Here is a 12,375-nt window from a genome sequence, read left to right as displayed (position 1 = left end):
GGCTCCTTTCTCAGAATTCCTCGCCGTCCACGAAGAGGCGCTTTAGGACGGGCGCGCCGTCGTCGCGCAGGAAAAGCTCGGCGGAGACGACGCGCGCGGCGTTCCCGCGGGCTTCGGCGTCGAAGCGCTTCGCCTTTTCCTCGGAAAGGTAGAAGCGGCTGTTCGGAAGTTCGAAGTCGTAGGAGCGCATCGTCACGCCGAACGCGGGATCGAAGACGTCGTCGAAGGTCTTCGGCGCGGGCGCGTCTTCCGGCCTCCGGAAACGCAGCCACAGCGCGCCGGACCATTTGAGGCGCAGGGCGGCGCGCCCGTTTTCGGGGTTCGCGTTGAAGTCGATTTTAGGGTCGTCGAAGGTCGCGCGCTCGACTTCCCAGAATCCCGTTTCCGCGTTCGGCGCGAGCACGAGCCAGAATCCGTCGAGGTTCATCATGAGCGAAGCTTCGCGTTCTTCGCCGAGCCGGTTTATTTCGTCGGCGTGTTTTTCGCGGAGGCGTTCCCGCGCGGCGGCGTCGAGCTTCGACGCGGGAACGTCGCGCAGGATTTTGAAATCCAGCGGCAGGTAGTGTCCGCGCAGAAGGTCGCGCGGATCGTAGGAGGCGCATTCGAGGCGGAACGTCGGGTTGTTCGCGCGCTCGCGTTCCCGCGCGGCGGAAACGCAGAAGAGGCCGACGAGCTGCGCGGCGAGAATCAGGACTACGAGAAAAAGGGCGAAACGGGTTTTCATGGAAAAACGGATGCGGAGTTTCTGAAAATTTCTCTTCGGCTTTTAAGCTCTTGGACTTTCAAGCTCTGTCGCGGCTTTCCGGATGCTCCGCGTGAGGCGGCGGCGCTGGCGTTCGAGGAAAAATCCGAAGGCGAGCAGAAGCGTTCCCGCGAGAACCAGCGCGAGCCCGCTGCTCGTCAGCGAGCCGACGACCTCCACGGTCAGCGCGAGCGCGGCGAGCAGAATCATCAGCGTTCCCGCGTTCACGAAAAACCTGCGCGAGACGATCGCGCCGAGCCCCATCGCCGCCGCGCCGCAGACGAAGAGCGAGAGCATCATCGTCGCGTGAATCGCCGCGTCGAATTCCGAATTGCAGGTCCGGAATCCCAGCGCGAGCGGCACGAACGGGAACGCGCCGACGAGCGTCGCGAGCACGACGCCCGCCGCGCCGAGTTTTTTGCGGAACGTGAACAGCAGCGAGGCGACGAACAAAACGCCCGCGGGAACGAGCGCCCATGCGGCGCCCGCGGACGCCTTCATTTCGTCGTAGCAGAAAGTCTGCGCGAGCAGAATCAGCGCCGGGAACGCCGTCCACAGCGCGATCGGGCCGTAGCCGCGCACGCGTTCCCGCGCCTTTTCGCCGAGCCCGCCGAGAAAAACGCCGAGCGCGGAGACGCCCGCGAAGAACGCGACGAAGTAGTGGAACGCCGTGCCGCCGACGTCCGCTTCGTCCAAAAGGCAGGCGATCCAGACCGCCGCCGCGACGAGCGACGTCGCGAAGACGCCGCGCAGGCGCACGCACCACGGCAGCAGAAAAATCCCCAGAAACCACGCGCCGAACGCGCGGGAAGGCTCCGAGGAAATCTGATAAATCTGCCCGTAGAGCGCGATGTTCGCGAGCCACGTTCCCGCGCCGACGAAGCAGAGCGCCTCGCCGACGAACGGTCGCGGATTTTTCCCGAGCAGAAAGCGCAGCCCCGCCGCCCAGAACGCGAGCATCAGCACAGCGCAGGAAATCTGCTTCGCGAGCGGCGGGATCGCCTCCCAGTTCGCGGAGACGAGCAGCACGACGCCCGCGAGCACGAGCAGCCCGCCGAGCGCGGAAAACGCGATGAGCAGATAATTGCGCGGCTCGCGCGGCGAAAGCCGGAAATGCGCGGCGACGGCGTCCGCCTGTTCGGACGTGATGAGCCCGAGCTCGGCGAGTTTTCGTATTTCGGAGTATTTCATCGGGGAAAAGCTTACGCGGGAACGCTCGGCGTGCCGAGGCGAAATTCCGCCGCTCCCGCGCGCGGGAACGCTTCACCCGCGAAGCTTCCGGAAAAGCTCTTCGGCGCGGCGGGCGAGCTCGGCGCGGCAGGAGACGGCCTCGCGTTCCCGCGCGGAAAGATTTTCGTTCGCGATTTCCGCGAGATCTTCGAGCCCGTAGATCCAAAGCTCGTCGGCCTCCACGCCCGAGGGGAAATTCCGCGGCATGCCCAGATCGACGAGAAAGAGCGGGCGCCCGCCGCGCGCGCGCAGAATCCCGCGCAGCGCCTCCGCCGAAATCAGCGGCTCGGCGACGCTCGCGCAGCCGACGACGACGTCCGCCCGCACCGCGCGCGAGGCGACGGAATCCAGCTCGACCGCGCCCGCGCCCACCGCGGACGCGAACGCGCGCGCGCGCTCGAAGTTCCGGCTCGCGACGAGCACATTGCCCGCGCCGCGCGACACGAACGACTGCGCCGTCTTGCGCCCCGCTTCGCCCGTCCCGACGACGAGCACGGAGCAGCGCGACAGCTCGCCGAACACGCGCGCCGCGAGCTCCACGGCGACGTTCCCGACGCTCACCTGCCCCTGCGAAATCCCCGTGTTCGCGCGCGCCCATTTCGCCGCGTGAAAGCTTTTCTGAAAGACGCGGTTGAGCGCCGCGCCCGCCGTTCCCGCCGCGAGCGCGGCGTCGTACGCCTGCTTCGTCTGCCCGAGAATCTCCGCCTCGCCGACCATGCGCGAATCCAGCCCGGAAGCGACTTCGAAGAGGTGGCGCACGGCGTCCGCGTCCGCGAAGATTTCCGCGTTCTTCAGAATTTCCTCCGCGGGAACGCCGGAAATCCCGGCGAGCGTCTCCGCGATTTTTTCCGCGCCGGCGGGCGTTCCCGCGGCGTAGAGCTCCACGCGGTTGCAGGTCGAGAGCACGACGCATTCCGGAAACGCGGCGAACGCGCGCGCGGCGTAGAGCGCGGCGAGGCGTTCCCGCGGGAGCGCGAGCCGCTCCAGCACGGAAAGCTCCGCCGTGCGGAAATTGCAGGAAAGCGCGAGCAGACGCGCGCGCGCGGCATCGACGGGAACGCCGTTCATCGCGCGGCGGCCTCCTCCGCCTTCGGCGCGTCCGCGGCGGCGGCGTCCGTCGCGTTCTTCACGCACGCGGAACCGCCGAGAAAGACGAGCGCCGCGACGAAAATCCCCAGCCCGACGCGCGCGAACTTCAGCGCGGAAAGCCGCCCGAGCCGCCGCAGCGCCGTCGCCGCGGAAAATCCGAAGAACATCGCGACCGCGAGCGACGCCTTGTAGAGCGCGAACGCGGAGGCAAGCCTCCCGCCGCCCGCGAGCACCGCGACGCCGAGCGCCGCGCCGACGCCGAAAATCACCGTTCCCGCGGCGCACAGGCGTCCGCCGATGCGGTCCAGCGAAGCCAAGTCCGGCAGACGCGAAAAAAACGCGCCCGTCCGCCGCGTCCGCAGCGCGCGGTTCTGAATCAGGTAGATGAGCCAGACCATCGCCGCCGCCGAAAAGCACGCGTAGCCGACCGTGACGAATCCCGCGTGCACGCCCGCCCAGGGCGACGCCGCCGCGAGCGTTTCCGCGGGAACGGGCGCCGCGTCCCAGCCGCTCCCGCCGGCGAAGCCCGCCGCGCAGAGCGTTCCCGCCGCCGCCGTCCCGAAGACCGTCGGCACGCGCAGCGTCCACACGACGCGCAGGAACACGACGAAGAAGACCGCGAACCAGCCCAGGCACTGGAAAATCTCGAAGACGTCCGAAACCGGAAACGCGCCGCGCGCCGTCCCGCGCGCGAAAAGCGCCCAGCTCAGCGCCGCCCACGCGACGCCGGCGAGAATCCTTTCCGCCCACGCCCGCCCGCGGAGACGCGTCGGCGCGACGAGGGCGCACAGCGCGGAGCCGAAAAACAGCGCCGCCGCGAGCGCGAAGAATTCCCTGTTCTCGAAAAGCTCGTTCATGGCGCGCCATTATGCGCCCGCGCCCGCCGCTTGGAAAGATTTTACGAGCGTCCCGTCCGGGCGCGCGATTTCGACTTTTTGCGCTCGCGTGGGCGGGCGCTTCGCGCGTAATATCGGTTCTCCTATGAACAACGAACAGCTCCCCGCTCACAAACGTCTTCCCGACGCCAAAGGATTTTTCGGAAAATTCGGCGGCTCCTTCATCCCGCCGGAACTTCAGCGCGAAATGGACAAAATCGCCCACGCGTATCACACCATCTGCCGTTCGCACGACTTCATCCAGGAGCTGCGCGGCATCCGCAAGCACTTCCAGGGGCGCCCGACGCCCGTCTATTACTGCAAGAACCTGACGGAAAAAATCGGCGGCGCGCGCATTTATCTCAAGCGCGAAGACCTGAACCACACCGGCGCGCACAAGCTCAACCACTGCATGGGCGAGGCGCTGCTCGCGAAGTATCTCGGCAAGAAAAAGCTCATCGCCGAGACGGGAGCGGGCCAGCACGGCGTCGCGCTCGCCACGGCGGGCGCCTACTTCGGCATTCCCGTGGAAATCCACATGGGCGAAGTGGACATCAAAAAAGAATACCCGAACGTGGTGCGCATGAAGGTGCTCGGCGCGAAGGTCGTCTCCGTGACGCGCGGCGACAAGACGCTGAAGGAGGCCGTCGATTCCGCGTTCGAGGCGTATCTCGCCGATCCCGTGAACTCGATCTACTGCATCGGCTCGGTCGTCGGACCGCATCCGTTCCCACTGATGGTGCGCGAATTCCAGCGCGTCGTCGGCATCGAGGCGCGCGAACAGTTTCTGGAAATGACGGGCGAACTGCCCGACAACGTCTGCGCGTGCGTCGGCGGCGGCTCGAACGCGGCGGGCTTCTTCCACGGCTTCGTGGACGATCCCGTGGAAATCTACGGCGTGGAGCCGCTCGGCCGCGGCGCGAAGCTCGGCGACCACGCGTGCTCGCTCGCCTACGGCTCCGAGGGCGTCATGCACGGCTTCAACTCGATCATGCTCAAGGACGCGAACGGCGAACCCGCGCCCGTCTATTCGGCGGCGAGCGGGCTGGACTATCCGTCCGTCGGCCCCGAGCACGCGTTCTGGCACGAGACGGGACGCGAAAAGGCGGTGCAGGTCGACGACGACGAGGCGATCACGGCGTTCTTCCGCCTCTCTCGCCTCGAAGGCATCATTCCCGCGCTCGAAAGCGCGCACGCCGTGGCGTTCGCGACGAAGCTCGCGCGGGAACGCCCGACGGACTCCATTCTCGTGAATCTCTCCGGCCGCGGCGACAAGGATCTCGACTACGTCATGGAACGCTTCGGCGAGTACGCCGAACGCGAATACTGAGCGCGTCTGCGGGAGGCGCGGCGGGAACGAGAAACCGCGGATTCCCGCGAATTTTTTGGAGGGCGATCGTTTCGGTCGCCCTCCAAGTTTTTTTACGGAAAATTTTTGTAGGAGGGGCGACATTCCTGTCGCTTCATCGAACTCCGCAGGCACAAAATTTTTTCCCGCCGAGCCCCAAAAGCGCAAAGATTTTTACTGGAAGTCTCAGAAGTCGAAAGAAGTTTTCTTTTTGGGGAAGCGACTTTCTAGTCGCTTGGTGAAATCCTTCCGAAGGAAATTTCCTTGAAGAAGGTTTCCGAAAAGCGACTGGAAAGTCGCTTCCCCGGAAGGGAGACGTTTTTGGGGAAGCGACATGGCTCCACGCTTCGCTCACCTGTCGCTTCATCGAAATCCTTCTGCACAAACTTCCCTTAACCTTCTACTCTTTAACCTTTAACCTTTTTTCCCCAACCTTTTTCGAAAAACCCTCGCGGATTTCTCCGCGAGGGCACCCTATAACACACACTATGAAAAGAGCTCAAAGCCGGACGCGCGCGCCGAAACGAAAGCTTGGGTTTGTCCGAGTCCGCCGCGGACGCCCGGCCTTGAGCCCAAAATGCTTACGCCTTCTTGCGCCGGCGGCGGCTCGACATCGAGAACCCGAGCGCCGTCGCGCCCGCGAGCAGCCCGAACAGCGACGGCTCCGGAATCGCGACGAGCGCGTAGACGCCGTTTTGGCCCGCGACCGCCTCCAGCTTCCAAAGCCGCGCAAGCGAATCGCTCAGCTTGATCGTCACGCCCTCCGCCAACGTGCCGTCGTAAATTCTGTAGGAATCCTGCGCCGCTTCCGCCGCGACGTTCATCGCCTCGTTCTCGAGGGAAAGCGTGATCGTCGTTCCCGTCGCCAGCTTGTTCGCGCCGGAAATCGCCGCGACGGCGGCGCCGTTCGTCGTTTTGTACGCCTCGCCCAAGGCGATTTCGACGTTCTTCTGCGCGAGCGTCACGCCGTCCGCGATCGCGATCGCCAGCTGCCCGCCGGCGATCTTCACGACGTTCGTGTCCGCGCCCGTACCGAGCGCGTTCGCGCTGCCCGCGACGAGCTTGCCTTCCGCGATCGTCACGCTTCCGGTGAAATTGTTGGTGCCGCCGTTCGGCTTGAGCTCGAGCGTTCCCGCGCCGGTTTTCTTCAGCGCGCCGTCCGTCGCCGTCGAAGACGAGCTCGTGTCCGCGATGACTTTGGTCACGTTCAGCGTCACGCCTGCTTCGACGACCTCGAAAATCAGCGTCGAGTTCTTCCCGCCCGCGAGCCCGATATGCTGCCCGGAGTCCGTGTTGTGCGTCACGTAGCTCGCTTCCATTCCCGAGTATCTGTACGTTCCCTCGCCGCCGGTGATGGAAAAGCCGCGCTTGGAACTAGCCTCCTTTTGAGCTTCGGTCACTTCCAGAACGCCGCCGTCCGAGAGCTTGAGATAGCCGTTCCCGAAATTTGTTCCGAGATTTATTCCTGTACCGGATCCCCAATCGCCGTTGGAGATTCTCAGCGTGCTCCCTCTTCCGGAAATTTCGACGACGGAGTTTGATCCCGGCGTACCCTTTTGCGTGTTGTTCGTCAGATCCAGCACGGTGCCGTTGGTCACTTTCACCGTGCCGCCGTTGAAATTCATCTGACCGATGCTCGTTTCTCCGGCGAACACCGTGACTCCGGCGTCCGCCGAAAACGAATCGAGATTCACCGTGTTCGTGAAGGTGTGCGTGCCGCCGTCACAGTGGCGAATCGCCGTTCCCGTCACCGTGCCGGAAAACGTCACCTTGTAGTCGTTGCTTGCATACGAGCGCAAGGCGCCGCCGTCGTCTCCTTCGGCGACGATGTCTTTCGTGAAGGTCGTCGAGCTCGTCAGGAAGCAGAGACCGGAGGCGTTTCCGCCTTCGAGAATCACGTTTTTGACGTTCGAGTCGTTGACGACGTCCGGGTTCGAGACGTTCAGGTATCCCGCCGTCACGCCGAGCGAGCCGGAAAAATCGGAGCCGAGGGCGTTGATTTTCGTGAAATTGTAGGCCGTTCCCCATGCGGAATCTTTCGACGCCGCGATCGCGATTTTGGAGCCTTCCGCTCCGGAAACGTTCGCCAGAGAAAGTTCGTTCGTGTTCGCGGAAGAATCGATCGCGTAAACGGCGCGCGATTCGAGAGTCGCCTTGGCGGCGTCCGCGTTGTCGCGTCCGAGCTTCAGCGTCGCGCCGTCCTTCACGAAGAAGCCGTTCGTTGCGGACACCTTCCCGCCGGACAGCGTGACCGTTCCCGCGGCGACGGTGACCGTTTCCGCCGTCACGCCGCTTTCCGAGACGGCCACCGCGGCGGAAGAATCAAACGTCGCGGAGTCACCGGAATAAAACGCGTCCGCCGTGCTGTTTTCGTCCTTCCACGAAGTGGTGTCCTTGTCCGTCGTCCCGAACTTCACTTCCGACCAGGTGCCGCCCGATTCTCCGCCGCTCCACGTCAGCGTCTTCGCTGTCGCGCTCGCGTTGTAATTCACGACGCCGTCCTCGGAGCTGGTGATTCCGCGCCCGGAAATTCGGGCGCCGTCGTAAGTGAAATTTGCGCCGGAAAGCAGATCCCATCCGGAAATCGCGCCGCTTTCGCTGTTGGAAATCAGCGTGATTTTGCCGGTCTGCTTCAAATTGAATATCGTGTCTCCGGAAAGCGTGACCATTCCCGAATTCTGAATCGCCTTCGCGAGCGTGACGTTCCCGCCGGAGAGGTCGAGCGTCGCGCCGCTTCCGACGGAAACGGACGAGAACCAGCTCGTTCCCGTGAACGCCTGCGTTCCCGAGCCGGAGAGCGTGAGATTGACGCCCTGGGTCGAAGAACCGACGACCGTTCCCGTGAACGTCGAGCCCTCCTTCGCGTCCTTGATGTTCAGATACGAAAAGGCGGAAATCGTCCCGGAGCCGCTCAGACCGGCGAAGGTCGCCGTGGAGCTTCCCCAATACAATGTGACTCCGGACGCGACGTCGATTTTTCCGGTGTAGTCCGTCGCGCTCATGACGGATAGCGTTCCTAGACCGGAGAAAGCCGCGAGCGAGAGATTGCCGCTGCCGGTAAGCCTGTTGAGCGTCAGAGAAGAGACGGTGCTCTTGTCCCCTTCTTTTCCCGCCTGAAAAGCGATTTGCGTGTCGGACAAGATCGTGGTCACGCCCTGAAATGCGACGTTAGCACTTCCGTTCCAAACGCCGACGCGCATCGTCGAACCGTTTAAGATTCCGCTTCCTTGGACGCCGGTTATGTCCGACTTTCCCAGGAAAACGTCGTTGCTGAGCGTCTGGTCGGCGATGAACTGGATTTGGGAAGAGCCTAAAATATAAAGTTGTCCGGTAAGCCCGGAGAAGAAATTTCCCGTCACACGGAAATGTCCGGAATCGAACCAGACGTTGCCCGTTCCCGAAACGGATCCGGTAAGATTTTTCTCGCCGCTGCCTTCGTATTTCACGTTGCAGCCGGTCGCGACGACGACGGCGGCGGAGTCTGCCCCGACTGTAAAAATAGTGTTTTTGGTGAGCGTCGTCGAAGAAATCGCGACGGTTTCGAACGTATCGTTCGTCGTCGGCAGACCGTTCGAGCCAAGCGGCAACCATACGACTGTCGGCAGAGTCGCCTCGCTCGTCGTTTCGGCGGTGTAGGCGGAAACGCCGGAAGAGCCCGCGAGGGAGTAGGAGGCGGCCGCGGCGGGAACGACGGAGAAAACGCCGCGCGTGCTGAAGAACGCGGCGGGAAGAATCGTGCTCGTGCCGGAGGCGGAGGAAGCCGTCGCGACGGAGGCCGTTCCCGCGTCGGAGGCGCTCGCCGAGCCGAGCGAGACGCCCGCGGCGGAAGCGCGCGTGAGCGTGTCCGCGAGCGAGACCGTTCCCGCGGCGGGAACGGAGACGGAAGGCGTCGGCGCCGCGGCGGAGACCGTGAGATCGGCGCCCGCGGTCGCGACCGCGCCGCCGGAGGAGAGACCGCCGCCCGTGCCCTTGACGGAGCGGATTCCCGCGAAGCGCGCCGCGGCGGCGTAGCGCGCGATCCACTCGCGCATCATGGTTTCGGTTGAAAGTTCGTCCGGAGCGGAGGCTTCGTCGAGCTCGACGAGGGCGTCGTCGGCGAGAAGGAGTTCGAGCGCGTCCGCGTCCTGCGTTTCCTCGGCGGGCGCGTCCGCGAGGGCGAGCGTGTTTTTCGCGTCGGCGGGAAGTTCTTGCTCGTTCAGGAGCGGCTTCGTTTCGGCGCGGAGAGAGAGACCCATCGCCGCGGCGGCGATGAGCGTAGAGATCAAGATGTGCTTCATTTGCATTGCAGTTATAGGTTTCCTTAAATCGAAAACTTCAGTCAAATATGTACGGTTAGAAATACCGAGGGGGAAACGCCGTCCGAGCCGCATGAACAAAAGGATTTCCGTCTCGACGAGATTTCGCGTTTTCGCGCGCGGGGCGTTCCCGCGAGTCTTCGCCAGGCGCAACCTTCCGCGCTTTTCCGTGGGCAAAACTTTGCGCTTGCCTCGGTATTTCTACCCGGGAGAGGGAATCGGACTGTTTTTTCGAAAGGTTCATGTACCTACATTCGCGGGGCGTGAGAAAAAATCACGCGGCGCGGCGGGAACGCCGGGCGGGCGGAGCGGGGCGCTTCGTGAGATTCGCGTGAGAAACGCGTCAGAATCGCGTGAGAAGGCAGGGGGAACTTGACTTTCGCGGGAACGCGGGCGTAGATTGCGGAACAAATTTTATCCGTTTTCCGCTTAATTATTCCTATGCATACAGACATCATCGATCAGCCCATTTTCTGGGCAATTCCCGCGGCTTCGGTCGTGGCTCTCGCGTTCGCGGCGCATTTCTACCGCAGCATGATGAAGAGCGACGAAGGGACGCCGAAAATGAGAGAAATCGCGCGGCACGTGCGTTCCGGCGCGATGGCGTATCTGAAGCAGCAGTACAAGATCGTCGCGCTCGTGTTCGCGGCGCTCGCCGTGCTGTTCGCCGTGCTCGCCGTGAACGGGCTGCAGAATCCCGTCGTTCCCGTGGCGTTTCTGACGGGCGGGTTCTTCTCCGGGCTCGCCGGATTCTTCGGCATGAAGACGGCGACCTACGCGAGCGCGCGCACCGCGAACGCCGCGCGGGAATCGCTCGACTCGGGGCTTAAGGTCGCCTTCCGCTCGGGCGCCGTGATGGGGCTCGTCGTCGTCGGGCTCGGGCTGCTCGACATTTCCCTGTGGGCGGTCATTCTCGACTGCTGCGCGCATTGGATCGACGCGACGGCGACGGGAACGCACAAGATGATCTTCATCACGACGACGATGCTCACCTTCGGCATGGGCGCTTCGACGCAGGCGCTCTTCGCGCGCGTCGGCGGCGGCATCTACACCAAGGCGGCGGACGTCGGCGCGGACCTCGTCGGCAAGGTCGAGGCGGGCATTCCCGAGGACGATCCGCGCAATCCCGCCACGATCGCGGACAACGTGGGCGACAACGTGGGCGACGTTGCCGGCATGGGCGCGGACCTTTATGAATCCTACTGCGGGTCGATTCTCGCGACGGCGGCGCTCGGCGCGGCGGCGTTCGTGGGCTTCGGCGACGCTCCCGTGGCGATGCAGATCAAGGCGATTCTCGCGCCGATGCTCATCGCGGCGGTCGGCATCGTGCTTTCGATCTTCGGCATCTATCTCGTGCGCGCGCAGGAAGGCGCGACGATGAAGAATCTGCTTTCGGCGCTCGGCCGCGGCGTGAACGTCTCTTCCGCGCTGATCGTCGCGGCGACGTTCGCGATTCTTTACCTGCTGGGCATTCCGAACTGGGTCGGCGTTTCGCTCTCGGTCGTCGTCGGGCTGCTCGCGGGCATCATCATCGGGCAGGCGACGGAATACTACACGTCGCACAGCTACAAGCCGACGCAGCGCATCGCCGAGTCCGCCAAGACCGGCCCCGCGACGGTGATCATCTCCGGCATCGGCACGGGAATGCTCTCGACGTGCATTCCCGTGGTGACGATCGTCGTCGCCATCGTGCTTTCGTTCATCTTCGCCGCGGGCGGCTTCGGGCTGAAGGAAGGCGTGACGCTCGCGAACGTGTTTTCCGCGGAAAACCTCGGCTTCGGGCTCTACGGCATCGGCATCGCCGCGGTCGGCATGCTCTCGACGCTCGGCATCACGCTCGCGACGGACGCCTACGGCCCCATCGCCGACAACGCCGGCGGGAACGCCGAAATGTCCGGCCTCGAGCCGCAGGTGCGCAAGCGCACGGACGCGCTCGACGCGCTCGGCAACACGACCGCCGCGACCGGCAAGGGCTTCGCGATCGGTTCCGCCGCGCTCACCGCGCTCGCGCTGCTCGCCTCCTACATCGAGGAAATCCGCATCGCGCTGCTGCGCATCGTCAACGGCGGCGACATCGCCGCGCTCCCGGCGGGGCTGAGCCGTCTCGTCGAGGCGGACAACGGCGTCACCGCGCAGAATCTCGCCGAAAAGATTCAGACGGGAACGTTCGTCGATTTCATGACGTGGTACGACGTCACGCTGATGAATCCGCGCGTGCTCGCGGGCATGTTCGTCGGCTCGATGATGGCGTTTCTCTTCTGCGGGCTGACGATGAACGCCGTCGGCCGCGCCGCGCAGAGCATGGTGGTCGAGGTGCGCCGCCAGTTCCGCGAAATCCCCGGCATTCTCGAAGGCGCGGGAACGCCCGACTACGCGCGCTGCGTCGCGATCTCGACGAAGGGTGCGCAGCGCGAAATGCTCGTGCCCTCGCTCATCGCGATCGTGGTGCCGATCGTCACGGGCGTCGTGCTCGGCATCTCCGGCGTGATGGGGCTGCTCGTCGGCGGGCTTGCGGCGGGCTTCGTGCTCGCGGTGTTCATGGCGAACTCCGGCGGCGCGTGGGACAACGCCAAGAAATTCATCGAAGAGGGCAACTTCGGCGGCAAGCGCTCCGAGTGCCACAAGGCGACCGTCGTCGGCGACACCGTGGGCGACCCGTTCAAGGACACTTCGGGCCCGAGCCTGAACATCCTCATCAAGCTGATGAGCATGGTCTCGATCGTCGTCGCCGGCCTCACCGCCGCCTGGTCGATCTTCTGAGCAAGGCGCCGGACGGCGATCGACGGCGGGCGACCG

7 protein-coding genes are annotated in these 12,375 nt (G+C 64.4%); 2 read left to right on the top strand and 5 right to left on the bottom strand.

Annotated features, from left to right (window positions below; all coding sequences use genetic code 11):
• Positions 1-10: 10 nt before the first annotated feature.
• The 4 genes from ACQREB_RS03115 to ACQREB_RS03100 form a co-directional block, all read right to left on the bottom strand.
• Positions 11-724, bottom strand: coding sequence for a GDYXXLXY domain-containing protein (locus ACQREB_RS03115; protein ID WP_427765169.1), 714 nt, complete (start codon positions 722-724; stop codon positions 11-13).
• A 42-nt stretch (positions 725-766) separates the two neighbouring features.
• Positions 767-1,933 carry a DUF2157 domain-containing protein gene (locus tag ACQREB_RS03110; RefSeq protein ID WP_427765166.1) on the bottom strand — a complete coding sequence of 389 codons (1,167 nt, stop codon included), beginning with the start codon at positions 1,931-1,933 and terminating at the stop codon, positions 767-769.
• A 72-nt stretch (positions 1,934-2,005) separates the two neighbouring features.
• Positions 2,006-3,106, bottom strand: a complete 1,101-nt coding sequence (gene hemA / locus ACQREB_RS03105) for a glutamyl-tRNA reductase (protein WP_427765164.1) — start codon at positions 3,104-3,106, stop codon at positions 2,006-2,008.
• On the bottom strand, positions 3,037-3,918 hold the full coding sequence (locus ACQREB_RS03100; RefSeq protein ID WP_427765161.1) for a hypothetical protein: 882 nt from the start codon (positions 3,916-3,918) through the stop codon (positions 3,037-3,039). Before ACQREB_RS03100 ends, hemA begins: the two co-directional genes overlap by 70 nt.
• A gap of 124 nt (positions 3,919-4,042) precedes the next feature.
• Here ACQREB_RS03100 and trpB point away from each other — a divergent pair, with 124 nt between their 5' ends.
• Positions 4,043-5,266 carry a tryptophan synthase subunit beta gene (gene trpB, locus ACQREB_RS03095; protein WP_427765159.1) on the top strand — a complete coding sequence of 408 codons (1,224 nt, stop codon included), beginning with the start codon at positions 4,043-4,045 and terminating at the stop codon, positions 5,264-5,266.
• A 599-nt stretch (positions 5,267-5,865) separates the two neighbouring features.
• On the opposite strand, the gene ACQREB_RS03090 is transcribed toward trpB, so the two are convergent.
• Positions 5,866-9,561: a beta strand repeat-containing protein gene (locus tag ACQREB_RS03090; protein ID WP_427765157.1), complete on the bottom strand. Its 3,696-nt coding sequence runs from the start codon at positions 9,559-9,561 to the stop codon at positions 5,866-5,868.
• Between the two features lie 459 nt (positions 9,562-10,020).
• Between ACQREB_RS03090 and ACQREB_RS03085 the strand changes: the two genes are divergently transcribed.
• Positions 10,021-12,339 carry a sodium-translocating pyrophosphatase gene (locus ACQREB_RS03085; protein ID WP_427765155.1) on the top strand — a complete coding sequence of 773 codons (2,319 nt, stop codon included), beginning with the start codon at positions 10,021-10,023 and terminating at the stop codon, positions 12,337-12,339.
• Positions 12,340-12,375 lie beyond the last annotated feature (36 nt).

This window comes from Candidatus Spyradosoma sp. SGI.093, from assembly GCF_050314555.1.
GTDB lineage: Bacteria > Verrucomicrobiota > Verrucomicrobiia > Opitutales > UBA953 > Spyradosoma.
Note: the sequence above shows the minus strand (reverse complement) of the source record. Positions and strands in the feature narration are given on the sequence as shown.

Excerpts from the sequence above, each read along its gene's own strand:
- ACQREB_RS03115 (WP_427765169.1), bottom strand. The coding sequence starts at position 724 with ATGAAAACCCGTTTCGCCCTTTTTCTCGTAGTCCTGATTCTCGCCGCG.
- ACQREB_RS03110 (WP_427765166.1), bottom strand. The coding sequence starts at position 1,933 with ATGAAATACTCCGAAATACGAAAACTCGCCGAGCTCGGGCTCATCACG.
- ACQREB_RS03100 (WP_427765161.1), bottom strand. The coding sequence starts at position 3,918 with ATGAACGAGCTTTTCGAGAACAGGGAATTCTTCGCGCTCGCGGCGGCG.
- trpB (WP_427765159.1), top strand. The coding sequence starts at position 4,043 with ATGAACAACGAACAGCTCCCCGCTCACAAACGTCTTCCCGACGCCAAA.
- ACQREB_RS03090 (WP_427765157.1), bottom strand. The coding sequence starts at position 9,561 with ATGAAGCACATCTTGATCTCTACGCTCATCGCCGCCGCGGCGATGGGT.
- ACQREB_RS03085 (WP_427765155.1), top strand. The coding sequence starts at position 10,021 with ATGCATACAGACATCATCGATCAGCCCATTTTCTGGGCAATTCCCGCG.